We start from the raw sequence: 22,834 nt of genomic DNA on the forward strand, positions 1-22,834 counted from the left end.
AAATCGCCGCAAAGCGCCATTAGACTAAGGCTTGCGTGCGCCAGATGGCCGGGGGGCGTGCGAAAGGGTAAAGGCATGCCGTTGCAGTTAGTTAAGGCGCAGGTCGTGAAAGCGTCGGCGAAATTCGGATCGACTTTGCGGAAATCGCTCGCCGCCCTGGCGGCGTTTGCGACAGCCGCAGCGCCCATCGCGGCGCAGGCGCAAGGCATTTCCACCTTGCGCGACGCCGAAATCGAACAATGGCTTGAAGACTATTCCCGGCCGATCTTTGCGGCGGCGGGGCTCAATCCCAAATCCATCGAAATCATCATCGTCAACGACCCGACATTTAACGCCTTTGCAGGCGGGCGCTATATGGGCGTCAATTCCGGTCTGTTCACCTTCGCCAAGACGCCCAACGAGATTGAAGGCGTCATCGCGCATGAAGCGGGTCACCTTGCCGGCAATCACGGCGCCCGGTCCGCCGAAGCCATGGCGAATGCCGGCACGCCAATGCTCCTCGGCCTGCTCCTCGCTGGCGCGGCGATCGCCGCCGGTTCGCCGGAAGCCGGCATCGGCCTTCTCGGCCTTGGCCAGAATATCGCGATCAAGGACTATCTCGTCTACAGCCGCAGCCAGGAAGCGACCGCCGACCAGTCGTCCATCACCTATCTCAACCGCCTCGGCAAATCGACCAAGGGCGCGATGGATATCTGGAGCCGCATGCGCAACTACCAGATTATCACCGGCCAGCGCGTCAATCCGTTTCTGCAATCGCACCCGCTTGCCAATGAGCGCTTTTCGGCGCTGCAAACCCGGGCGATGGAATCCCCCTATTTCAATGTTCAGGACAGTCCGGAAGAGATCCATCGGCTTCATCTCATACAGGCGAAAATCAAGGGCTTTCTCCACGACCCTTTGCAAACCTTGCGCGATTATCCGTTATCGGACCAATCAGACCCCGCGCATTACGCCCGCGCCGTCGCCTATTATCGCCATTCCGAAATTGAAAAGGCGCTGAAAGAAATTCGCACCCTGACAGCGGAACATCCAGACAATCCGTATTTCAACGAACTCGAAGGCCAAATCCTGTTCGAATATGGCCACACCAATGAATCTATCGCCCCACATCGTAAAACCGTGGAGCTTCTTCCCGACAATCCGCTGATGCGGATCAATCTGGCGCGCGCGCTGATCGCGTCCCATGAACCGGATCTCATCGCCGAAGCAACGATCCATCTGAAGCGCGCCGTCGCCAAGGAAAAAGACAACGGCTTCGCCTGGTATGAACTCGCCCGCGCCTATGCTGAACAGGGTGAAACGGCGAAGGCCGACCTCGCCACGGCGGAATCGCGGTTTCAAGCCGGCGCCCATCCCGACGCCAATCACTTTGCGCGCCGCGCCCTGCCTGGACTGGAGCGCGGCACCGCCGAATGGCGCCAGGCCATGGACATCATTCTTGCCACGCAGCCCGCTGAAGGCGCGCCGCCGCTGCCTTCGGCCCAACCGGCGCCGCAACCTTTGCCGTCGCCGCAAGAGCGCCAGCCACAGGAAAAGAAAACACCGGACGTGCCCGATCCGGTCGTTATCGACAGCAATTAATCGACATCACAGATCAGCGGCGTGAACAGCGCCTTCGAGGGGACAGGAGTAAGACACATGTTGAATGCAAAAACCGCCATCGGGGCCGCGCTCGCGGGGTCATTTCTGCTTGGCGCCCTCGCCGTCGGTTATTCGGCCGCCCAGCAAAAAGAAACCGGGCCGAAAGCGTCTCATGCGCAGGTGTCGACGTCTTTCTCCGAACTTGAAGAACAGGAGATCGGCGAGATCGTCCGCGCCTATCTCATGGAAAATCCTGAAGTCATCATCGAGGCGGTCAACGCCTACAGCCTTGAGCAGCGCATGGCCGAGGTCGAACGCGCGCAAACCGCCGCCAAAACCAATCTCGACCTTCTCCTCGATCCGGCGACCAGCCACGTCGCCGGCAAGAAACCGGAAACGGCGAAAGTCGCCGTCATCGAGCTTTACGATTATCACTGCGGCTACTGCAAAACCGCGGCGGGCCTCGTACAGGATGTCGTGAAGAAAGACGCCGACGTCAAAGTCGTGTTCCGCGAACTGCCGATCCTGCGCGAAGAGTCAGCCTATGCGGCGGAGATGGCGCTGGCGGCGCGTGACAGCGACAAGTTTCTCGATTTCCATTTTGACATGCTCAGCTCCTCCGGCGTGCTGACCAAGGAGCGCGTCGACAACCTCGCCCGCAAACACGGCCTTGATGTTGCGGCGATGAACAAGGAAATCGACTCCGGTTCAATCCCAGACATGATCCAGGCGAACCACCTGCTTGCGCAGGAAATGGGCGTCGACGGGACGCCGGCCTTTATCGTCGCCTCCACCAACGGCGACTTTGTGGATGTCATGGTGGGCTGGAGCGAAGAAAATCTCCGCGAGATGATCAATGAGGCGAAAAAAGCGGGCTAGGTCTTCGCCGCTTTTTCATCCTGCTCGGCTTTTTTAAGCTGCGTCATCCGCCAGACGATCAGTCCGATGATTGCGACAATAGAAACCGCATAGGCGGTGAGGATATAGGGCGTCGTATGGGCGCTGAAATCCATTACACCGCCTCCGCTGTGGTGGGCCGGCTCGGCGCGCGCCGCCCGCGCGCTTCCAGCCGCTGGCGGATCAGCGCCGCGCGCATCCCGGTAAAGACAAGCCAGGCAAACAGCGCCGTATAGGCGATCGCCATGCCCAGAAGCGGCCAGAGCATGCTCGGGTGAATGGTCGGTCCGTCTAGACGCATGACGCTTGTCGTCTGATGCAGCGAGTTCCACCAGTCGACGGAAAACTTGATGATGGGAATATTGATGAACCCCACCAGCGCCAGAATGCGGGCAAAGCGCGCGGCGCGCGCCGTTTCCGGCACCGCCTGCCACACCGCCATGTAGCCAAAGTAGATGAAAAGAAGCAGCAACATGGAAGTGAGCCGCGCGTCCCACACCCAGTAAGCGCCCCAGGTGGGCTTGCCCCACACCGCGCCGGTGAACAGGGCGAGCGCGGTGAAAACGGCGCCCGGAAGCGCCGCCGCGCGCGCCGCGACATCGGCGAGCGAATGGCGCCAGACAAACGCGATCAGACTCATCACCGCAATGAACGTATAAGACGCAAGCGCCGTCCATGCGGCGGGCACATGCACATACATGATCCGCGCGCTGTCGCCCTGCTGGTAATCGGCGGGCGCCATGAACAGCCCGGCGTAAAGTCCGTAGAGCGCGCCGATCACGAAAACGATAAACGCAACCGGCCCCGCGCCGCGCGCAAACGCTTCAAACTTTGCTGGATTGGAAAACCGGCTCCACATGAACCCTGATGCTCCTATTCGAGGCTGACCCGTAAAGCGGCGATGGCGAAGACGGGCGTTGCGGCCGCCATAAACAGGCTAAGGGCGCCCAAAATCAAGGTCTCCGGGCCGAACAGACCCGCCCCCGCAAGAAACGCCTTCGCGGCCGTGACGCCGAAGACCAGCACTGGCGCTGTGAACGGCGCCGCGATAATCATCGCGAGCAGCCCGCCGGCGCGAAGCCCCGCGCTCAACGCCGATGTCAAAACGGCGATAAAGACGAGCGCCGGCGCGCCGACCCCGAGGATCAGCGCAGCGCCAGCCCCTTGCGCAAAGGAAAGCCCGAGCATGGTGAGGAAAAACGGCGCGGCGATGATGATCGGCGCCGCAGCCGTAAGCGCCAGAAACACCGCCTTGGCGAACCAGTAGGAAAAGAGCCCCTGTCGCTCCGCCGCAAGCACGCGCAGGGAGCCGTCCGTCATATCCCGCTCAAAAAGATCCGTGGCCGCAAACTGGATGGCGAGGGCGGCGGCGAGCCACAACGCCGCCGGCGCCGCAATGGCGAGCGCCCCCAAAGACGGGCCGAAAGCGATCGCGGCCAGCGCCGTGAACACCGCAAAGAAATAGAGCGCGTAAAACCAGCCGCCGCCTGACCGGAACGCGGATTTCAAATCGCGCATGAGGATGGCGAGGGCGAGGCTCATCGCGCCAGCTCCAGCCGTTTGAACCCCTCGCCCAGATCGTCATGGGTCGCGACAATGGCGATCCCGCCGCGCGCCAGATGATCATCAATCAGCTTACGGATTATCCGTACGCCGTCCCGGTCGATCGCGGCCGTTGGCTCGTCGAGCAGCCAGACCTCACGGTCAGCAAGCAGCGCCCGGGCGAGATCCACGCGGCGGCGCTGTCCGGCGGACAGACGCCCGGCGCGCAGATGGCGAAACGACGCCGCATCGACTGCATTCAACGCCTTGTCGACATCGCCGCCGCCATTCGCCTGCGCCCAGAAGCGCAAATTCTCCTCCGCCGTCAGGGCCGGTTTGACGCTGGCGTCATGGCCCAGAAAAAAGACGCCGCCTTCCGGCGCCGTATCGCCCGGCGCATCGTCGACACGCCATTGAATTCCGCCTTCCGCCGGGCGAATGAGCCCCGCAAACATGGACAACAGGCTCGACTTGCCTGAGCCATTAGGCCCGAAAAGCTGCATCCCCTCACCCGGGCCAAGCGAAAACGTCACCCCGCGCACGACCGCCGCCCCGGCGCGGTCGCACCCGGCATTGTCGGCGGCAAGGGAGATGGCGCGGCGGTAAGAGCTCATGGCCCCGTCTTTACGGCAATTCGCCCAGCTTTTGACAGGCGAAATCCCCGCGACAATCGGCCCGTCGCGAGTTCATTTGGCGGGCGGCGGGCGACGCGCTACATGGAACCTATGAAACCGATCCACCGGAACCGGCGTTTGGGCCTTGTCGTGGGCGGAGGCGTCCTCCTCGCCGGCGCCGCTGCGCTCGTTTTTACCGCGCTCCAGCGCAACATCGCCTATTTCTATACGCCCAGCGAAGCGGCTGAAGCCGTGATTGAGCCCGGCGCGCGCATCCGCCTTGGCGGCCTTGTGGAGACCGGCAGCCTCGTCCATGGCGATGGGCTGGAGATCAATTTCCGCGTTACCGATGGCGGCGCGACCATGCCCGTCGCCTATTCAGGCATCGTTCCCGATCTCTTTCGGGAAGGCCAGGGCGTGATTGCGCAAGGCGCCTTTAACGAAGAAGGCGTCTTCGTCGCGAGCACAATCCTCGCCAAACATGATGAAAATTACATTCCGAAAGAACTGCAAGGCATCTCGCACGAGCTGAAACCGGCGCAAGACACACCGCTGACGAATTAGCCCTTGGTGCCGTAAATCCGGTCGCCGGCGTCGCCAAGACCCGGCAGGATATAGCCAACATCGTTCAATTGCCGGTCGAGCGCCGCCGTGATGATCGGCACATCGGGATGCGCCTTTGAAAATTTCTCAACGCCTTCGGGCGCGGCGACAAGACAGAGAAATTTCATGTTTTTCGCGCCCGCTTTTTTCAACTCATTCGCGGCGTCGATGGCGGTGTTGCCGGTCGCGAGCATAGGGTCGACAAGAATTACCAGACGTTCGCCGAGCTTGTCCGGCGTTTTGAAATAATAACGATGCGCTTCCAGCGTTTCGTGATCGCGCTGAATGCCCACATGGCCGACCCGCGCCGACGGGATGAGATCGAGCAACCCGTCAAGCAGGCCGTTGCCCGCGCGCAGGATCGACACGAAACAAAGCTTTTTGCCTTCGAGATAAGGCGCACTCAGTTTCTCCAGCGGCGTTTCGATATCGATCTTGCCGAGGGTCAGGTCTTTCGTCACTTCGCAGCCGAGAATGATGGCGACTTCCCGCAAGACTTGCCGGAACTGGGCCGTCGGCGTTTCCTTGTCGCGAAGGATCGTCAGTTTATGCTGGATCAGCGGATGGTCGACGATGGTGAGGTTGTCGTTCATGAGCCCTCAATTGTCCTGGCGGCGTCTGGTTTTTCTGCGTTCCGGCCTTTATCAATCATGGGGCTGATCTTGTCCATCAGGAGAACCATGATGCTGAATGACTGGGACAATGAGTTCATCGAGCGGGCCTATGCCGAGGCCAAAAAAAGCTATGACGAGGGCGGCCTTCCCATTGGCTCGGTGCTGGCGCGGGGCCCGGAGCTGACCGCCGCCGGGCATAATCAGCGCGTGCAGCAGGGCGACCCGATTGCACATGGGGAGATGGATTGCCTCAGGAAAGCGGGGCGACAGAAAAGCTATCGCGACCTGACGCTCTATACGTCTTTATCGCCCTGCATGATGTGTTCTGGCACGATTGTTCAGTTCAAAATCCCTCGCGTTGTTATCAACGACACGAAGAATTTCGGCGGCAATGAAGAGTTCTTGCGCTCGCGCGGCGTCGAGGTGATTGACGTCGCTCATCCGGCTTCGCTGGATTTGATGGCGCGCTTCATCCGCGAAAAGCCGGATTTGTGGAATGAAGATATTATGGAGTGATTTTCCTCCCCCGTTTACGGGGGAGGTGTCGCGAAGCGACGGAGGGGGCTTACCCCCATCCCCGGCTTCGCCGGTACTTCCCCCGCGAGCGGGGGAAGAGATCAGCCAATCAACTCCACAACCGCATCCGTAAAAGATGCGGTATTGTCCTTGCCGCCAATGTCGCCGGTGCCGCGGCCTGACGCCAGCGCCTTCGAGACCGCCGCCTCGATGGCGTCAGCAGCACCGCCTTCACCCAAACTGTAACGCAGCAGCATCGCCGCGCTCATGATCGCGCCGACGGGGTTGGCTTTCCCCTGCCCCGCAATATCCGGCGCGGAGCCGTGGATCGGCTCGTAAAGCCCGCGCGTTCCGTCACCCAATGAGGCTGACGGCGCCAACCCGATAGAACCGGACAGCACAGATGCTTCGTCGCTCAAGATGTCGCCGAAGAGGTTTTCCGTGAGGATCACGTCATAGTCCGCCGGCGCCTGAATGAGTTTCATGGCCATGGCGTCGACGAGCATATGAGTGAGTTCGACGTCTTTATACTCGGCCTCATGAAGTTCTTCGACGGCGTTGCGCCAAAGGCGGCTGGTCGCCAGCACATTGGCCTTATCAACTGACGTGACGCGGCCCTTGCGCTTCTTCGCCGCTTCAAAGGCGATCCGCGCAACACGGGTCACTTCTTCTTTCGTGTAAAGACATTCATCCGTGGCGCGGTCGTTCCCTTCGCTGCGAGCACCGAAATACATACCGCCCGTAAGTTCCCGCACGATCAGCATGTCAACACCGGTCACGCGGTCTTCGCGCAGCGGCGACAAATGCTGCATGCCGGCAGCAACACTGACCGGGCGAAGATTGGCGTAAACACCAAGCGCCTTGCGCATTTCAAGAAGGCCTGCCTCCGGCCGCCGCGTCGCCTTGTCCCATTTGGGTCCGCCTATCGCGCCGAGAAAAACCGCGTCAGCGGAAAGGCACGCCTCTTTCGTTTCCGGCGGAAACGGGTCTCCGCATGCGTCAATCGCCGCGCCACCGAAGAAACAGTCCTTGAACTCCAGCGTCAGGGAGAATTTATTCGCAACAGTTTTGAGCACGGATTTCGCTGCGTCTGCGACCTCAGGCCCGACGCCATCACCGGGAAGAAAAGCGATCATCGCCATTTTTATCTTTCTTATTGCGCTTCGTAGGCTTCGATATCCGGCAACTGATTTATCAGATGACCGAGCGGATCAACGCCGTCGAGAAGACAGCGGCGTGCGAACGCCTCGATAGGGAAACTTCCCTTTTCTCCATCGCCAAAAGTCACCTCACAGTTTTCAAGATCGATGCTGACCTCTGCGCCCGGTGACGCAAGCAGCTTTTTATGGGTTTCCTCGTCCACCTCAACCGGCAGCAAGCCATTTTTCTGGGCGTTGCTTTTGAAGATGTCCGCGATGTCCGAACTGATGACGGCGCGAAAGCCAAAATCAGCGAGCGCCCAGGGCGCATGTTCGCGCGAAGAGCCACAGCCGAAATTCGACCCCGCAACAAGGATCTGATGGGTTTGCGGATTGACGCCATTGAAGACGGAGGAATTTTTCGGCCGCCCGTCTTCATCATAACGCCAGTCGTAAAAAGCGGACTTGCCCAGACCTTCTTTCACCGTCGTTGTCAGGAATCGCGCCGGAATGATCTGGTCGGTGTCGATATTTTCCTGAGGCAACACAACGGTGCGCGAGGTCAGGGTCTGGAATGGATCAAAAGACATCAGGCGCTCTCCCGCGCAAAAAGATAGGGCCGCGGATCGGCGATATGGCCTTCAATGGCCGACGCCGCCGCTGTGGCGGGGCTCGCCAGCACGGTGCGCACGCCCTTACCCTGACGACCGATAAAGTTGCGGTTCGAGGTTGAGACCACAAGTTCGCCCGGATTGCCGCTATCACCGTTCATGGCGATACACATGGAACAGCCCGGTTCGCGCCATTCAGCGCCGGCGGCCAGAAAGATTTCATGGAGCTTTTCCGCTTCCGCGGCGCGTTTCACCGCTTCCGATCCCGGGACAATCAAAGTCACAACACCCGGTTTGACTTTGCGTCCACGCATGACGATCGCCGCCTCACGCAAATCTGACAAACGCGAATTGGTGCAGCTTCCGATAAACACGCGATGAACCGCAACATTCGAAAAGGGCTTGCCTGCCTCGAACTTCATATAGTCTGCGGCGTGATGCTCGGCTTCGGTTGAAGGCGTCGGGGCCATCTCATCAATCGGCGCGGCGGAGTCGGGCGACACGCCATAGGTGATCATGGGGCGTATCTTCGTTGCGTCCACATGAACCTCCCGGTCGAAATGGGCGCCAAGCTCTGTCTTCAACTCCATCCAGTCAGCAAGCGCCTCATTCCAGGCAAGCCCCTTTGGCGCATAGTCGCGATCTTTCAGCCAATCATAAGTGGTGTCGTCCGGCGCAATCATGCCGAAGCGGGCCCCCGCCTCAATGGACATGTTACACAGGGTCATGCGGCCATCCATGGACAGCGCGCGCACCGCCTCGCCGGCGAACTCAATGGCGCAGCCCTGCCCGCCATCGGCGCCGATCTGCGCGATCATGGCCAGCGCCATGTCTTTTGCGCCAACCCCGTCGGGCAAGGCGCCGTCAAAAACGACCCGCATGGATTTCGGCTTACGCTGCAACACGCATTGAGTCGCGAGCACATGGCCGACTTCCGTCGTGCCGATACCGAAAGCAAGCGCGCCAAAGGCGCCATGGGTGGAGGTGTGGCTGTCGCCGCAAACGATGGTCTTGCCCGGTTGCGTCAGACCCAACTCCGGTCCGATCACATGAACGATCCCGCGGCGCGGATCTCCGAGATTTAAAAGCTCCACGCCATGTTCTTTACAGTTTTTGATCAATGTATCGACCTGGCTTTTCGCTTCCGGCGTCGCATAGGGAAGCTCGCCTTTGGCGTTCGCCGGCATTGTCGGCGTCGAATGATCGAGCGTGCCGAACGTCTTGTCCGGCCGGCGAACATTGAGCCCGCGCGCGTCAAGAACGGAAAAAGCCTGGGGCGACGTCACCTCATGAATGAGATGCAGGTCGATATAAAGAACCGCCGGCGCCTCCGCCGTCTCTTCGACAACGACGTGACGCTCCCACAACTTGTCGAAAAGAGATTTCGCGGGAGATTGGGAACTCAACTCACTCATGACGCAGCGGCCTCATTTTCTATTACACTCAAATCAGTGTTAATCGCCGCCGCCTGATTGATCGCGGCGACAAAAGCGGCGACCGCCGCATCGGCGATGTCGACTTCCTTGCCCTTGCCGGAGTAGTCCCGTCCATTCACGGTCACAACAGCGTCGGCGCGCACAACGCCTTCTTCGGCTTCATGGTGGAGATCGAGCACTTTGATGCGGCCCGCAACATCGGTAATGGCGCACACCGCCGCGAAAGCCGCATCGATCGGACCGACGCCTTCATGGGTGACGGTGCGCGTTTCACCGTCATCATGCTCCAGCGTGACGCGAGCATTGGGTTTCGTTCCTTCCTCCATATCGATATGGAGATCGGTCCGGCGCATCCGCCAGGGACCGATGCGCCCGTCGACGATGGAGTTGCCGGAGATCAGCCGGACAAGCTGCGCGTCGGTGACTTCGCGTGTCGTATCCGCCAGTTTCTTGAAAGCCGGAAAAATGTCTTCGACTTTCTGCTGGGAAATTTTAAAACCCAACGCCTCGGCGCGGGCGCGCACGGCGTGTTTGCCGGAATGCTTGCCAAGCACAATCGAATTCGCAGGCATGCCAACCGATTCCGCATCCATGATCTCATAGGTGCGCTTGTCGGCGAGGACGCCATGCTGGTGAATGCCGCTTTCATGAGCAAAAGCGTTCTTGCCCACAATCGCCTTGTTGCGCGGGATCGGATTATGCGTCACCCGCGCCAGCGCAAGGCTCGCCGGATAGAGTTTTTCCGTCTCGATTTGCGTTTCCAGATTGAAGAAATCACGGCGGGTCTTGATCGCCATCACTGCTTCTTCCAGCGAACAATTGCCCGCCCGCTCGCCAATACCGTTGATGGCGCATTCAATCTGCCGGGCGCCGCCGCGCACCGCGGCCAGCGAATTCGCCACCGCCATGCCGAGATCGTCGTGACAATGGGTGGAGAAGGTGACGTTCTCGGCGCCTTTTGCATTTTCCGACAGAAACCGGAACAGATCCGTAATCTCTTCCGGCGTCGTATAGCCCACCGTATCGGGAATGTTGATGGTCGTGGCGCCAGCCTCGATCGCGGTGTTGACCGCTTCGATCAGATAATCCCGTTCAGTGCGGATGGCGTCTTCCGGCGAAAACTCAACCTCGTCGCACAGTGGAACCGCGAAAGCGACGAGACGGCCGATGCGCTCAATAATCTCATCCTTGGTCATCTTCAGCTTGGCGTCGCGATGCGTCGGGCTGGTGCCGATGAAGGTGTGAATGCGCTTTCTGCGGGCTGGCTCCAAGGCGCGGGCAGACGCCTCAATATCCTTGTCGTTGAGGCGCGACAAGGAGCAGATGGTCGGCTTCTGAATTTCAGACGCCACCGCCGAAATCGCCGCCGCATCGCCGGGGGACGCCGCGGCGAACCCCGCCTCAATAATATCCACATTCAGCGCTTCAAGCGTGCGGGCGACAATGAGCTTTGCATCCGTGGACATGGAAAAGCCCGGCGCCTGTTCGCCGTCGCGCAAAGTGGTGTCAAAAATTTTGACGTGGCCGGCCTGCGCCTTTTTTACGTCGCTTACATCTGTATCCGTGTTGGTCATTTTCTGAATTCCTGATCGCTGTTCCTGTATCATCACCCATTTTTATCGCGCGGCGATTTCACCGCGCGGGGCTAAGGAGCAGGCTCAACAGGCTATTCAACAAATGACACATCAGCATGACATCAGTCCTTTTCAACGCCGCGGCGTATCGACAAAACACCCGTGCGTGAAACTTCGGAGAGGCCCAAAGGCTTCATCAGATCGATAAAGGCGTTGATTTTGTCCCGCGCGCCGGTGATTTCAAACACGAAGGATGTGTGGGTCGTATCGAGAACATTGGCGCGGAAGACATCCGCGAGCCTCATGGACTCGACCCGGTGCTCGCCTTCATTCACGACCTTGACCAGCGCCAGCTCACGCTCCAGCGCATCCGTTTCGGCCGACACGTCGATGACGCGGCGCACCGGCACCAGACGGCCAAGCTGCGCCTTGATCTGCTCGATCTTTGAAGGCGTCCCGGTCGTCACCACCGTGATGCGCGAGGTGTGCTTCTCCATGTCGGTTTCTGCAACCGTCAGGCTTTCGATGTTATAGCCGCGCGCAGAGATGAGGCCGACGACGCGAGACAGAACGCCAGGCTCGTTATCGACAATGACGGCGATAATGACTTCGCGATCCGCGCCTTCGTCGCGCGTGACCGGGTAAACAGATTGAGAAGGCGCGTTCGATGTTGCTTTCTGGGCGGTCATACCAGCGTCTTCCCCTGCTCCGAGACTGAATCTTCCGTCATCTCGCCGAAAAGCATTTCATTATGCGCCGCTCCCGACGGGATCATCGGGAAGACGTTTTCTTGCTGTGTGACGACGCAGTCGAACAAAACCGGCTTCGGCGACACAATCATCTCGATAATCTTGGCGTCGAGCTCATCGGGTGTTTCGGCGCGGATGCCGTGGCCGCCATAGGCTTCAGCGAGTTTCACAAAGTCCGGCAGGCTTTCGGAATAGGAATGGGAATAACGCCCGCCATGAAGCAGCTCCTGCCACTGGCGGACCATGCCGAGATAAGCGTTGTTCAGAATGAAGATCTTGATCGGCAACTCATGCTGAACCGCCGCCGACATTTCCTGCATGGTCATTTGCACAGAGGCGTCGCCGGCGATGTCGATGACAAGCGCATCCGGATAAGCCGCCTGAACGCCCAGCGCCGCCGGCAAGCCATAGCCCATGGTGCCAAGCCCGCCCGAGGTCATCCAGCGGTTCGGCTCGTCAAAATGGAAGAACTGCGCGGCCCACATCTGATGCTGGCCGACTTCGGTTGTGACATACACATCCTTGCCGCGGGTCAGCTCATAGAGGCGCTCGATTGCATATTGCGGCTTGATGACGTCTTTCGCCGGCGCATATTGGAATGACTTGCGCGCGCGCCAGCCGTCGATCTGCGACCACCAGCCATCGATGCGTTCGCGCTCATGTTTTTCTTTTTTGTCGCGGCGTTTCCACTCGGCTAGCATCGCGTCCAGAATTGCGCCTGCATCGCCGATAATGCCGATATCGACCGGTACATTCTTGTTGATGGAAGACGGATCGATATCGATATGAACCTTGCGCGAGTTCGGCGAGAAGGCGTCGAGCCGCCCTGTGACCCGGTCATCGAACCGCGCGCCGATAGCGATCATCAGATCGCAATCATGCATTGCGTTGTTGGCTTCATAAGAGCCATGCATGCCGAGCATGCCGAGCCATTGCGGATCGGAGGCCGGAAAGGCGCCCAGCCCCATCAGGGTCGAGGTCACCGGAAAGCCCGTTGCTTTCGCCAACTCACGCAACGCCTTGGATGCTTCCGGCCCGGCATTGATGACGCCGCCGCCGGTATAAAGCACAGGCCGGCGGGCGTAACGCATCAGGTCAATCGCCTGATCGATCTGGTTTTTGTTGACCTCCGGCGTGACGATGCAATTGCGATTGCGGGCGTCGGCGCGGGACGTGTATTGCGCCGTCTCGAACTGAACATCCTTTGGAATGTCGATGAGGACAGGTCCCGGGCGGCCATTGCGCGCCACATGAAACGCCTCATGCACTGTTGTCGACAGCGTATGCGCCGACTTCGCCAGATAATTATATTTGGTGCAGGAACGCGTGATGCCCGTGGTGTCGCATTCCTGAAAGGCGTCGGTCCCGATCAGCGGGCGCGCCACCTGCCCTGAAATGCAGACGAGCGGAATGGAATCCAGCAACGCATCGGCGAGGCCGGTGACGGCGTTGGTGGCGCCGGGCCCCGACGTCACCAGCGCGACGCCGACCTTGCCGGTGGAGCGGGCATAGCCTTCCGCTGCGTGCAGGGCGCCCTGTTCATGACGCACCAAAACGTGACGGATCGTTTCACGCGCAAAGAGCGCATCATAGATCGGCAGCACCGCCCCGCCTGGATAACCGAAAATCACCTCCACGCCTTGCTCCTCGAGCGCATCAAGGAGAAGTTCAGCGCCAGATTTCGTGATCGCCGCCGTCTTGGTCTCTTGTTTTGCTTGAGAAGCAGTCATTTCAGGGCCTCGGTTTTTCCTAGTCTCAGTCTGGTTTCGAATTGGCGCCCGGCTTCAACCAGGACATGCGCGCGCGCAGCTCCTTGCCGGTCTTTTCAATCGGATGCTCAAGGTCGGCGCGGAGCATCTGGTTGTAGCGAACCTTGCCAGCCTGGTTTTCAACGATCCAGTCATGGGCGAAGGAACCATTCTGAATGTCTTTCAGCACTTCTTTCATGCGCTGTTTGGTTTCGGCGTTGATGACACGCGGCCCGGAAACAAAGTCGCCATATTTCGCGGTCTCGGAAATAAAGTCATGCATGCGGGTGATGCCGCCTTCATAGAATAGATCGACGATCAGCTTCAGCTCGTGCAGGCATTCGTAATAGGCGATTTCCGGTTGGTAGCCCGCTTCAACGAGCGTTTCGAAACCGGCGATGACGAGTTCGGAGGCGCCGCCGCACAAAACCGCCTGTTCGCCGAAGAGGTCGGTTTCCGTCTCTTCGCGGAAGGTCGTTTCGATAACGCCCGCCGACGCGCCGCCGATCAGGCTGGCGTATGCGAGCGCCTTGTCTTTCGCCTGACCGGTCGCATCCTGATGAATGGCGAAAAGGCTCGGCACGCCGCGGCCGCGCTCATATTCCGACCGCACCAGGCCGCCGGGGCCTTTCGGCGCGACCATGATGACGTCCACATTGGCCGGCGGATTGACGCGGCCATAAAGCACCGTGAAACCATGGGCGAACAGGAGCGTATCGCCGTCCTTCAGGTTCGGCGCAATCTGGTCATTGAAAATCTGCTCATGGGTCATGTCCGGCGTCAGGACGGCGATCAGCTTCGCCTGACGGGACGCTTCAGCGACGGAAGCGACTTCAAGCCCGTCCTCTTGCGCGCGTTTGGCGCCCGGTCCATCGGGACGAACCCCGACAATCACCTTGCAGCCTGAATCATGCAGGTTCAGCGCATGGGCGCGGCCCTGACTGCCGTAGCCAATGACAGCGACAACATCGTTTTTCACAATCGCCGGGTTTGCATCGTCTTCCGTATAGACTCTCATGTCGTTCAAATCCCTCTGTCTTACTCGTTGGGTGTTTCAATAGTGACGGCGCCCTTCGACGCCGAGGAAACCAGTTTTGCGTATTTATCGAAGACGCCGCCCATGCGGTTCGGCGCTTTGGGTTTAAAGGCTGCGCGGCGCGCCGCCCAGTCGATATCGGCGTCAATGCGGCGCGCTTCGGCGTCGATGGTGATCTTGTCCCCATCCTGCAGGAGACCGATGGGTCCGCCCACCGCCGCTTCGGGCGCGACATGGCCGATAACGAAACCATGAGAGGCGCCGGAAAAACGCCCATCCGTGATGAGCGCCACTTTGCCCGCAAGCCCCTGACCGGCCACCGCCGCTGTCGTCGCCAGCATTTCGCGCATGCCGGGTCCGCCTTTGGGACCCTCATAACGAATGACGACAACGTCACCTTCCTTGATCTCGCGGTCATTGACCGCCTTGAACGCAGCCTCTTCGCCGTCAAAGACGCGCGCTGTGCCCTCAAAGGCGCCGTCAGCGTAACCAGCGGTTTTCAAAACGCCGCCTTCCGGCGCCAGATCGCCGTAAAGAATCCGGAGGCCGCCGGTTTGTTTGAACGGATTAGCCACCGCATGCACGACCTTCTGCCCGGCCGTTTCCTCCGCCTTTTTGAATTCACCGAACAGCGTTTCACCGGAAACCGTTGGCGTATCTTCGATTTTGCCGCCATCCATCAGGCTCTGGCCGAAAAGGCGGACGCCGCCCGCGGCGTAGAGATCTTTTGCAAGATATTGCCCGCCGGGTTTCAGATTGGAGATCACCGGCGTTGAGCGCGAGAGCTCGTCAAAAAGATCGATGGAGAACGGCACGCCCGCTTCGGCGGCGATGGCGGCCAGATGCAAGACAGCGTTGGTGGAGCCGCCCGAGGCGACAACAGAGGTTGCGGCGTTGCGCAAGGATGCCGGCGTGATGAACTGGCGCGCGGTCTTGCCGTCTTTCACCAATTGCGCCGCGATCTTGCCGCACCGAACGCCTTCCGCCGCCTTTTCTTCCGCAATCGCCGGCGGGTCGCCGGCGCCAATCGGGGCGAGCCCCAAAAACGCCAGCGCCATCGCCATGGTGTTCGCCGTGAACTGGCCGCCGCACGCGCCCGCGCCTGGACAAGCCGCGCGTTCGATCTGATCGAGTTCCTGATCGGAATAATCACCCTTGGCGTGCGCGCCGACAGCTTCAAACACATCCTGAATGGAAAGGTCTTTTTCCTCGCCGCGGACCTTGCAATGGCCGGCCATGATCGTGCCGCCGTAGAAAATGACGCCGGGAATATCCATGCGCGCCAAGGCCATCGCCGCGGCCGGCAAGGTCTTGTCGCAGCCGACGAGAATGACCGCAGCGTCAAGAGAATGTCCGCGTACGGCCAATTCGATGGAGTCCGCGATCACTTCGCGTGAGATCAGCGAGGCGCGCATGCCCTCGCCGCCCATGGTGATGCCGTCGGAAACGACGATGGTGTTGAAGTCGACAGGCGTTGCGCCGCCGGCGCGAATGCCTTCGCGGACGGGTTCAGCCAGCTTGTCGAGATGCATGTTGCAAGGCGTCACCGTGGACCAGGTGTTCACCACCGCGATAATGGGACCGGAGAGTTCTTCATCGCCCAGCCCCGTCGCGCGCAGCATCGCCCGCGCCGGCGCTTTGGCTGGTCCCTTGGTGATTGCATCTGATCGTTTCGTTGTCATCTCGTCCGTTCGTTCTTTCCTGAACGGACCGCCGGGCATGAAAAAACCCGCTTCCTTTCGGGAGCGGGCTGTCCGGAGGTCCGTCGTGCTAAACTAGCGCGCGGGCTCCATGGCCGCTCCCCGAATGGGGCTAATAAGGAGTACGAGTACGAGCACTACAAGAGATACAGCCATAAGCATTGGGTCCGCGATTGCCGCGCCCTCTCCCTTCATGCTGATGTCCGCCAAAGCCCGCATTTCACTACTCTTTCGCGCCGTTTTGCAGCGCAGAACCCGCTTACATCCGGGCCTGTTAACAAACAAGGAAAAAATGCCCGTTTTGGTCATTTTTTTCGATTTGGGCGCTCAGCGTGCGCGCATCCTTAGACGATTATGCTCGCGCCGGAATCGGATCGGCTTCGACCAACAATAAGCGGTGAAACCAGCCCGGAATTTAAGGCGTCTCATTCCTGGGGACAGGACTAAAGGGCGCATCGCCTGACAAGGCATTTACATGCGAATGATTATCATTTACAGCGGCGGCCTGTTTGTAACTGGCGGGGCGTTCCCATGAAATTATCCTTTGTAAAAGTCTCTTTTCTCACTGGCGCGGCCTTTGGCCCGCTCATGGCGGCCGCCTCAGCTCAGGACGCCGACAGCAATGCGATTGATGAAATCGTCGTCTATGGCGAGGCGTCGCAAGTCGAACTGACCGACCCTTACGCCGGCGGTCAGGTGGCGCGCGGCGGGCGCGCCGGCCTCCTCGGCAATCTCGATTTCCTCGACGCGCCGTTCAGCGGCACCGCGTTCACGCAGGAGATCATCGAAGCGCAGCAATCGGAAAGCATCGGCGATGTTCTGCAGAACGATCCCGTTGTGCGCGTCGCCAAAGGCTTCGGTAATTTTCAGGAAGTCTATGTGGTGCGCGGCTTCCCCGTTTTTTCCGACGACCTGACGCTCAACGGTCTTTTCGGCATTCTGCCGCGCCAGTTCGTCGCCGCTGAATTGCTCGAGCGCGTCGAAGTCTTCCGCGGCGCCAACGCGTTCATCAACGGCGCAGCGCCCGGCGGCTCCGGCGTCGGCGGTACGATCAACCTCGTTCCGAAACGCGCGCCGGAAGAAGGCGTCCGCCGCCTGACCCTCGGTTATGAAAACGCCGGCCAGTTTTACGGCGCCGCCGATCTCGGAACGCGCCTTGGCGCCAGCGGCGAATGGGGTGTGCGCTTCAACGCCGTTTATCGCGACGGGGAAAGCTCGGTCGAGGATCAGGACCGCGACCTCAAGGTGTTTTCTCTCGGCACGGATTATGCCGGCGACTTTTTCCGTTTCTCCGCCGATATCGGCTATCAGGACAACCGCATCGACAATCCGCGCCCGCAGGTAACCCCCCTGGGCGAGATCCCGGTCGTACCCGACGCCGACATCAATTACGCGCAGACCGGCACCTTCACCGATGAAGAACAACTCTTCGGCGTCGTTCGCGCCGAGCTTGATGTGAGCGACAATGTGACGGTCTGGGCCGCGGCGGGCGGACGCAGCGGCGAAGAGGCGAATATTCTCTCCAACCCTTCCGCCGCCGCAGACGGCTCGACCAGTTCCTACCGTTTCGACAATACGCGCGAGGACCGGGTCCTTTCTGCTGATGTGGGCGCGCGCGCAGAGTTCAATACCGGCGCCGTCGGCCACCGCGCCGTCGTCTCGGCGTCGATCATCGATTCTGACTCCAAGAACGCTTATGCGTTTTCAAATTTCTCAGGGTTTCCCAGCGATCTCTATAATCCAACGCCAATAGCCGTACTGCCCGATGCGGACTTTTTCACCGGCGGCGATCTCGACGATCCACTGACCACGGAAAAGACAACGAACAAATCCGTCGCCATCGCCGACACAATTTCGCTGTTCGGCGATAAGCTGCTCGTCACCGGGGGCCTGCGCTATCAGGCCATTGAAACGCAGACTTTCGATTACAACACCGGCGCCGAACTCTCCTCTTATGACGATGACGCAATCACGCCCGCGGTCGGCGTAGTCTTCAAGGCGAGTGAGAATTTCTCTCTCTACGGCAATTACGCCGAAAGCCTGCAGCCGGGCGCAATCGCCCCGGCGACCAGCGGCGCCACGCCTGTCCTCAATGCAGGCGAAGTCCTCGATCCGTTCAAGGGCGACCAGAAGGAAGTCGGCGCCAAATATGACGGCGGAAATTTCGGCGCGACGCTCGCGCTCTTCTCCCTATCGCGCAGCAACGCCATCGTCGTCGATCAGATCTTCCAGGCCGCGGGCGAACAGCGCAATCGCGGCGTCGAACTCTCGGTCTTCGGCGAGCCAGTTGAGGGCGTGCGGCTTCTCGGCGGCCTCACCTATGTGGATGCGGAGCTCAAACAAACGCAGGACGGCGTCAATGAAGGCAATACCGTCATCGGCGTGCCGGACATTCAGGCCAATATCAACGGCGAATGGGATCTGCACTTCATGCCGGGCGTCACGCTTGACGGACGCGTCGTCTATACGGGCGAGCAATATGTCAACGAGGCGAACACTATTGAACTTGAGGACTGGGCGCGGCTCGATCTCGGCGTTCGCTACAAGACGGACGTCGCCGCCGTGCCTCTCACCTTCCGCATGCGCGTCGACAACGTCACAAACAAAGGCTACTGGGCCTCGTCCGGCGGCTATCCCGGGGCCAACTATCTCATTCAGGGCGCGCCGCGCACCTTCATGGCGACCGTGTCCGCCGATTTTTAAGGAAACTGTGCGCCCGTGAAGACAGCGACTATCCGCGGCTGGGCTTTCGTCCACAAATGGACGAGCCTTGTCTGCACGCTCTTTCTCCTGATGCTCTGCATCACGGGATTGCCGCTGATCTTTCACGACGAAATCGAGGGCGCCCTGCATGACGAAGTCTGGGCGCCCGCCAATCCCGGCGAGCCCTATCTGACGCTCGATGAAATCCTCGCCGCAGCGCTCAAAAGACAGCCCGGCGAGGTTCCCATCTTCATGAGCTTCGATATCGATCGTCCGGTCGTAAACGTAACAACAGGCCCGACTGCGGATGCGCCGGGGGCGCAAATGCATTTCATGCCCATCGACCGCACCAGCGGCGAGCCCGCCCCGCCGGTCGGCGGCGACAGCGGCGTGATGGAGTTTCTCCTGCAGCTTCACACGGATATGTTTTTAGGCCTGCCGGGCATGCTGTTTTTGGGCGCGATGGGATTTCTCTTCGTTATCGCCATCGTCTCCGGCGTCGTGCTCTATGCGCCGTTCATGACCAAGCTCGAATTCGGCGAGGTGCGGCGCAAAAAATCAGCGCGCATCAAATGGCTCGACTATCACAATCTCTTAGGCATCGTTGCAACGGCATGGCTGCTCGTCGTCGGATTGACCGGCGTCGTCAATACGCTCGAAACACCGATCATAGACGCGTGGCGCTATACGGAACTTGCAGATCTTGTCGCCGAGCATGAGGGTCCACCGCTAACGAGGGCGCCCGCCTCGCTCGACGCCGCCGTCGCCCGCGCCGTTGCGGCGGCGCCCGGTATGGAGCTGCAATTCGTCTCCTTTCCCGGCAGCCCGTTTTCGACGGACTCTCATTACGCAGTGTTCCTGCATGGCGAGACGCCGCTCACCGAACGCATCATCACGCCGGTGCTGATCGACGCCGCCGACGGCGCCTTTGAAGGCCGCCGGGAAATGCCCTGGTATGTGAAGGCCCTGTCGCTGTCGCGGCCCTTGCATTTCGGCGATTATGGCGGGCTCTTCCTGAAAATTCTCTGGGCGGCGCTCGATATTTTCACAATCATCATTCTCGGCAGCGGCGTTTATCTCTGGCTTGCGAAAAAACGCGTCGGCGAAAAACGATTTTTCAGCGAAGCTGTGGCACCCGCCGAATGAGTAAGCAGCGAAACGCTCTCGTCCGGATTTTCCGGGTCCCACTCATCCTCTTCGCGGTATGCCTCGCCGGGCTCGTCACCGCGCTGTTGGTCGAAGGCCATGGCGATATCATTGCGGCGCTCGGCGTCGCGGCGCCGGTCGCCGTCACCGTGTTCCTGTATTTCAGGCGGCGCTAAGATTACGGCCTTACCTGACCCGTTCCTCGCACCACATTTTTATAGGTCGTCAATTCCTCAACGCCGGCGGGCCCGCGCGCATGAAGGCGACCCGTGGCGATACCGATTTCCGCGCCGAGGCCGAACTCGCCGCCATCGGCGAATTGCGTTGAAGCGTTGTGCATGACAATTGCGCTGTCGACTTCATTCAGAAAACGCGCCGCCGTTTCCTCATTTTCCGTGACGATGGATTCCGTATGGGACGATGAATACTCAGCGATGTGGTCAATCGCCCCGGCGACGCCATCCACCAGCGCAACGGAAAGAACCGGCGCAAGATATTCCGTATGAAAATCTTCCTCACTCGCCGGCGCCACATCAGGATCTATTTCCCGTAAGGCTTCATCGCCGCGCAATTCACAGCCTTTGCTCCGCAGCGCGCCGGAAAGTTTTGGCCAGAGGTCATTTGCGATTTCCCGGTCGATGAGCAATGTCTCCGCAGCGCCGCAGATGCCGGTGCGCCGCATCTTGGAATTGACGGCGATATCGACCGCTTTTTTGAGATCGGCGTCACGATCCACATAGACATGACAGATGCCGTCGAGATGGGAGAGCACGGGCACGCGCGCTTCTTCCTGAACCCGCGCCACGAGCGACTTGCCGCCCCGGGGAATAACGAGGTCAATGCGCCCGCTGAGCCCCGACAAGAGCGCGCCCACGGCGGCGCGGTCCGTCGTCTCGACAAATTGCGCGGAGCCTTCGGGCAGCCCCGCCACCTCAAGCGCATCGCGGAAACAATCAAAGAGCGCCTTTGATGTTTTAAGACATTCCGAGCCGCCGCGCAGGATCACGGCATTGCCGGCCTTCACCGCAATCGCCGCGGCGTCGACCGTAACATTGGGCCGGCTTTCATAGATGACGGCGATCACGCCAATCGGCGTTCTCACCCGCTCAATCTCAAGCCCGTTAGGCCGCGACCATTTCGTGATGGACTTGCCCACGGGGTCGTGAAGCGCCGCGACATCCTCTAGCGCCTTGGCGATCCCGTCCATGCGGTCAGGGGTTAGCGCCATGCGGTCGAGAAAGGCTTCATCCTGCCCTTTGGCTTTGGCGGCCGACAGATCGGCGGCGTTGATTTCGAGAATTTCACCGCCGCGCTCGCGGATGAGGGCAGCAGCTTTCGTCAGCGCCGCATTCTTGCGCTCCGTTGACGCGGACGCCATAGCGCGCGCGGCAGCGCGCGCCTTTACGGCGAGCCCTTCCATATAGGCCGTGACATCGTCGGTCATCGCTCGCTCCTCAGAATGAGATCGTCTTTTTCGATCAGCGCCGGACGCCGCCGATAGCCCAGCAAGGCTTCAATCCTGTCGGATTTGGCGCCGGCGACCGCGCGCGCATCAATCGCGTCATAAGTGGATAGCCCCTGGCCCAGAATGCGCCCGTCGGCCGTTACGATTTCAATAGCGTCGCCGCGCGAGAACGCGCCGGTGATTTCTTTGACGCCAGCGGGCAACAGACTCGCGCCCGATTGCAGCGCCTTTGCGGCGCCGTCATCAATGACAATGCGGCCCGCAGGCTTCAGGCGCCCCGCGATCCATTGCCGCCGCGCGCCGTCATGGGTCGTCGAGGCGCGAAATAGCGTCGCGGCGCCGCCGTCGAGCATGGCCTTCAAGGGGTGATCGCCAAGCCCCGGCGCGATGATGGTGTCACAACCGGCGCCGCCGGCGATTTTCGCCGCGGCGATCTTTGACGCCATGCCGCCGGAGCCGACGCCCGCATCCCTGTTGACGCCGCCGGCCATGCGCTCAATCTCCGGCGTGATCGCGTCAACGACGGCGATATGCTCCGCAGCAGAGTCCCTGCGCGGATCTGCCGTGTAAAGACCATCAATGTCGGAAAGGATGATCAGGACATCGCTTTCCACGAGTTGCGCCGCGTGGGCCGCGAGCCGATCATTGTCGCCATAGCGGATTTCACTGGTCGCGATCGTGTCGTTTTCATTGACGAGGGGCAACGCCCCAAGACCGAGCAAGGTGCGGAAGGTCGCACGGGCGTTGAGGTACCGCCGGCGGCTTTCCGTGTCTTCAAGCGTGATGAGGATCTGCGCAATCGCGACCTCATGAGGCGCAAAAGCTTCCTGCCACGCCTGGGCGAGCGCGGCCTGCCCCGCCGCCGACGCCGCCTGCTTCTCATCGAGGCGCAGCGCGCCGGAAAGACCGAGCCGGCGGCGCCCCAGGGCGATTGCGCCGGACGTCACCACCACGACCTCGCAGCCCGATTTTCTCAAGCCCACGATGTCCTGCGCCAGCGACGCAAGCCAGGCCTCCCGCACAGCGCCGCCGCTCTCATCTGTGGGGCCGCATAAAATCGCGGAGCCCACCTTGATGACAAGGCGTTTCGCTGCGCGCGCAGCATCAGACGCGGCGCTGTGCGCCGCGTTTCGATGTTCATCCGAAGACATGTGTCGCTT

At 60.4% G+C, this 22,834-nt stretch carries 22 protein-coding genes; 7 read left to right on the top strand and 15 right to left on the bottom strand.

Annotated features, from left to right (window positions below):
- Positions 1–75: 75 nt before the first annotated feature.
- Complete coding sequence (locus ACFC5L_RS17870; RefSeq protein ID WP_375204374.1) at positions 76–1,581, top strand: M48 family metalloprotease; 1,506 nt, start codon at positions 76–78, stop codon at positions 1,579–1,581.
- 57 nt (positions 1,582–1,638) lie between these two features.
- The gene (locus ACFC5L_RS17875; protein WP_375204373.1) at positions 1,639–2,460 is read left to right on the top strand and encodes a DsbA family protein; all 822 of its coding nucleotides are present in this window, start codon (positions 1,639–1,641) and stop codon (positions 2,458–2,460) included.
- Here the strand turns inward: ACFC5L_RS17875 and ACFC5L_RS17880 are convergent.
- The 4 genes from ACFC5L_RS17880 to ccmA are packed head-to-tail and all read right to left on the bottom strand — an operon-like array spanning position 2,457 to position 4,634.
- Positions 2,457–2,594: a heme exporter protein CcmD gene (locus ACFC5L_RS17880; RefSeq protein ID WP_375204372.1), complete on the bottom strand. Its 138-nt coding sequence runs from the start codon at positions 2,592–2,594 to the stop codon at positions 2,457–2,459. The genes ACFC5L_RS17875 and ACFC5L_RS17880 overlap by 4 nt on opposite strands.
- Positions 2,594–3,337: a heme ABC transporter permease CcmC gene (ccmC, locus tag ACFC5L_RS17885; RefSeq protein ID WP_375204371.1), complete on the bottom strand. Its 744-nt coding sequence runs from the start codon at positions 3,335–3,337 to the stop codon at positions 2,594–2,596. Before ccmC ends, ACFC5L_RS17880 begins: the two co-directional genes overlap by 1 nt.
- Positions 3,338–3,351: 14 nt before the next feature.
- Positions 3,352–4,020, bottom strand: a complete 669-nt coding sequence (locus ACFC5L_RS17890) for a heme exporter protein CcmB (protein WP_375204370.1) — start codon at positions 4,018–4,020, stop codon at positions 3,352–3,354.
- Positions 4,017–4,634 (bottom strand): heme ABC exporter ATP-binding protein CcmA, encoded by a 618-nt coding sequence (gene ccmA / locus ACFC5L_RS17895; protein ID WP_375204369.1) that lies wholly within the window; start codon positions 4,632–4,634, stop codon positions 4,017–4,019. The genes ACFC5L_RS17890 and ccmA overlap by 4 nt, the downstream gene beginning before the upstream one ends.
- Before the next feature lie 102 nt (positions 4,635–4,736).
- On the opposite strand from ccmA, the gene ccmE reads away from it, so the two are divergent.
- Positions 4,737–5,198: a cytochrome c maturation protein CcmE gene (gene ccmE, locus ACFC5L_RS17900; protein WP_375204368.1), complete on the top strand. Its 462-nt coding sequence runs from the start codon at positions 4,737–4,739 to the stop codon at positions 5,196–5,198.
- Here the strand turns inward: ccmE and upp are convergent.
- Positions 5,195–5,830: a uracil phosphoribosyltransferase gene (upp, locus tag ACFC5L_RS17905; protein ID WP_375204367.1), complete on the bottom strand. Its 636-nt coding sequence runs from the start codon at positions 5,828–5,830 to the stop codon at positions 5,195–5,197. The genes ccmE and upp overlap by 4 nt on opposite strands.
- 90 nt (positions 5,831–5,920) lie before the next feature.
- Here upp and ACFC5L_RS17910 point away from each other — a divergent pair, with 90 nt between their 5' ends.
- Positions 5,921–6,367, top strand: coding sequence for a nucleoside deaminase (locus ACFC5L_RS17910; RefSeq protein ID WP_375204383.1), 447 nt, complete (start codon positions 5,921–5,923; stop codon positions 6,365–6,367).
- 101 nt (positions 6,368–6,468) lie between these two features.
- Here the strand turns inward: ACFC5L_RS17910 and leuB are convergent, their stop codons facing one another.
- The 8 genes from leuB to ilvD all read right to left on the bottom strand — a co-directional run bounded on the left by leuB (position 6,469) and on the right by ilvD (position 16,342).
- Positions 6,469–7,509, bottom strand: a complete 1,041-nt coding sequence (gene leuB / locus ACFC5L_RS17915; RefSeq protein WP_375204366.1) for a 3-isopropylmalate dehydrogenase — start codon at positions 7,507–7,509, stop codon at positions 6,469–6,471.
- 11 nt (positions 7,510–7,520) lie between these two features.
- Positions 7,521–8,096, bottom strand: coding sequence for a 3-isopropylmalate dehydratase small subunit (leuD, locus tag ACFC5L_RS17920; protein ID WP_375204365.1), 576 nt, complete (start codon positions 8,094–8,096; stop codon positions 7,521–7,523).
- Complete coding sequence (leuC, locus tag ACFC5L_RS17925) at positions 8,096–9,532, bottom strand: 3-isopropylmalate dehydratase large subunit (protein ID WP_375204364.1); 1,437 nt, start codon at positions 9,530–9,532, stop codon at positions 8,096–8,098. Before leuC ends, leuD begins: the two co-directional genes overlap by 1 nt.
- Entirely contained in the window at positions 9,529–11,127 is a 1,599-nt protein-coding gene (locus ACFC5L_RS17930; protein ID WP_375204363.1) for a 2-isopropylmalate synthase, read from the bottom strand. Before ACFC5L_RS17930 ends, leuC begins: the two co-directional genes overlap by 4 nt.
- Positions 11,128–11,249: 122 nt before the next feature.
- Entirely contained in the window at positions 11,250–11,816 is a 567-nt protein-coding gene (ilvN, locus tag ACFC5L_RS17935; RefSeq protein WP_375204362.1) for an acetolactate synthase small subunit, read from the bottom strand.
- On the bottom strand, positions 11,813–13,606 hold the full coding sequence (locus ACFC5L_RS17940; protein WP_375204361.1) for an acetolactate synthase 3 large subunit: 1,794 nt from the start codon (positions 13,604–13,606) through the stop codon (positions 11,813–11,815). The genes ilvN and ACFC5L_RS17940 overlap by 4 nt, the downstream gene beginning before the upstream one ends.
- A gap of 25 nt (positions 13,607–13,631) precedes the next feature.
- Complete coding sequence (gene ilvC / locus ACFC5L_RS17945) at positions 13,632–14,642, bottom strand: ketol-acid reductoisomerase (RefSeq protein WP_375204360.1); 1,011 nt, start codon at positions 14,640–14,642, stop codon at positions 13,632–13,634.
- A gap of 20 nt (positions 14,643–14,662) precedes the next feature.
- Entirely contained in the window at positions 14,663–16,342 is a 1,680-nt protein-coding gene (ilvD, locus tag ACFC5L_RS17950) for a dihydroxy-acid dehydratase (protein WP_375204359.1), read from the bottom strand.
- A gap of 549 nt (positions 16,343–16,891) precedes the next feature.
- On the opposite strand from ilvD, the gene ACFC5L_RS17955 reads away from it, so the two are divergent.
- From ACFC5L_RS17955 to ACFC5L_RS17965, 3 genes are read left to right on the top strand one after another with little or no spacing between them, the layout of a single operon-like run.
- Positions 16,892–19,063: a TonB-dependent receptor gene (locus ACFC5L_RS17955; RefSeq protein ID WP_375204358.1), complete on the top strand. Its 2,172-nt coding sequence runs from the start codon at positions 16,892–16,894 to the stop codon at positions 19,061–19,063.
- 15 nt (positions 19,064–19,078) lie between these two features.
- A complete protein-coding gene (locus ACFC5L_RS17960) occupies positions 19,079–20,209 on the top strand; it encodes a PepSY-associated TM helix domain-containing protein (protein ID WP_375204357.1) in 1,131 nt (376 codons plus the stop codon).
- The gene (locus ACFC5L_RS17965; protein WP_375204356.1) at positions 20,206–20,385 is read left to right on the top strand and encodes a hypothetical protein; all 180 of its coding nucleotides are present in this window, start codon (positions 20,206–20,208) and stop codon (positions 20,383–20,385) included. Before ACFC5L_RS17960 ends, ACFC5L_RS17965 begins: the two co-directional genes overlap by 4 nt.
- 2 nt (positions 20,386–20,387) lie before the next feature.
- On the opposite strand, the gene ACFC5L_RS17970 is transcribed toward ACFC5L_RS17965, so the two are convergent.
- Together ACFC5L_RS17970 and proB are read right to left on the bottom strand one after the other, a co-directional pair.
- The gene (locus ACFC5L_RS17970) at positions 20,388–21,653 is read right to left on the bottom strand and encodes a glutamate-5-semialdehyde dehydrogenase (RefSeq protein WP_375204355.1); all 1,266 of its coding nucleotides are present in this window, start codon (positions 21,651–21,653) and stop codon (positions 20,388–20,390) included.
- On the bottom strand, positions 21,650–22,825 hold the full coding sequence (proB, locus tag ACFC5L_RS17975) for a glutamate 5-kinase (protein ID WP_375204354.1): 1,176 nt from the start codon (positions 22,823–22,825) through the stop codon (positions 21,650–21,652). Before proB ends, ACFC5L_RS17970 begins: the two co-directional genes overlap by 4 nt.
- Positions 22,826–22,834 lie beyond the last annotated feature (9 nt).

Origin of the sequence: Hyphococcus sp. (genome assembly GCF_041986965.1) — a bacterium.
GTDB lineage: Bacteria > Pseudomonadota > Alphaproteobacteria > Caulobacterales > Parvularculaceae > Hyphococcus.

Bases quoted from the DNA above. Each gene is read 5' to 3' on its own strand.
- ACFC5L_RS17870 (WP_375204374.1), top strand. From the start codon at position 76: ATGCCGTTGCAGTTAGTTAAGGCGCAGGTCGTGAAAGCGTCGGCGAAA.
- ACFC5L_RS17875 (WP_375204373.1), top strand. From the start codon at position 1,639: ATGTTGAATGCAAAAACCGCCATCGGGGCCGCGCTCGCGGGGTCATTT.
- ACFC5L_RS17880 (WP_375204372.1), bottom strand. From the start codon at position 2,594: ATGGATTTCAGCGCCCATACGACGCCCTATATCCTCACCGCCTATGCG.
- ccmC (WP_375204371.1), bottom strand. From the start codon at position 3,337: ATGTGGAGCCGGTTTTCCAATCCAGCAAAGTTTGAAGCGTTTGCGCGC.
- ACFC5L_RS17890 (WP_375204370.1), bottom strand. From the start codon at position 4,020: ATGAGCCTCGCCCTCGCCATCCTCATGCGCGATTTGAAATCCGCGTTC.
- ccmA (WP_375204369.1), bottom strand. From the start codon at position 4,634: ATGAGCTCTTACCGCCGCGCCATCTCCCTTGCCGCCGACAATGCCGGG.
- ccmE (WP_375204368.1), top strand. From the start codon at position 4,737: ATGGAACCTATGAAACCGATCCACCGGAACCGGCGTTTGGGCCTTGTC.
- upp (WP_375204367.1), bottom strand. From the start codon at position 5,830: ATGAACGACAACCTCACCATCGTCGACCATCCGCTGATCCAGCATAAA.
- ACFC5L_RS17910 (WP_375204383.1), top strand. From the start codon at position 5,921: ATGCTGAATGACTGGGACAATGAGTTCATCGAGCGGGCCTATGCCGAG.
- leuB (WP_375204366.1), bottom strand. From the start codon at position 7,509: ATGGCGATGATCGCTTTTCTTCCCGGTGATGGCGTCGGGCCTGAGGTC.
- leuD (WP_375204365.1), bottom strand. From the start codon at position 8,096: ATGTCTTTTGATCCATTCCAGACCCTGACCTCGCGCACCGTTGTGTTG.
- leuC (WP_375204364.1), bottom strand. From the start codon at position 9,532: ATGAGTGAGTTGAGTTCCCAATCTCCCGCGAAATCTCTTTTCGACAAG.
- ACFC5L_RS17930 (WP_375204363.1), bottom strand. From the start codon at position 11,127: ATGACCAACACGGATACAGATGTAAGCGACGTAAAAAAGGCGCAGGCC.
- ilvN (WP_375204362.1), bottom strand. From the start codon at position 11,816: ATGACCGCCCAGAAAGCAACATCGAACGCGCCTTCTCAATCTGTTTAC.
- ACFC5L_RS17940 (WP_375204361.1), bottom strand. From the start codon at position 13,606: ATGACTGCTTCTCAAGCAAAACAAGAGACCAAGACGGCGGCGATCACG.
- ilvC (WP_375204360.1), bottom strand. From the start codon at position 14,642: ATGAGAGTCTATACGGAAGACGATGCAAACCCGGCGATTGTGAAAAAC.
- ilvD (WP_375204359.1), bottom strand. From the start codon at position 16,342: ATGACAACGAAACGATCAGATGCAATCACCAAGGGACCAGCCAAAGCG.
- ACFC5L_RS17955 (WP_375204358.1), top strand. From the start codon at position 16,892: ATGAAATTATCCTTTGTAAAAGTCTCTTTTCTCACTGGCGCGGCCTTT.
- ACFC5L_RS17965 (WP_375204356.1), top strand. From the start codon at position 20,206: ATGAGTAAGCAGCGAAACGCTCTCGTCCGGATTTTCCGGGTCCCACTC.
- ACFC5L_RS17970 (WP_375204355.1), bottom strand. From the start codon at position 21,653: ATGACCGACGATGTCACGGCCTATATGGAAGGGCTCGCCGTAAAGGCG.
- proB (WP_375204354.1), bottom strand. From the start codon at position 22,825: ATGTCTTCGGATGAACATCGAAACGCGGCGCACAGCGCCGCGTCTGAT.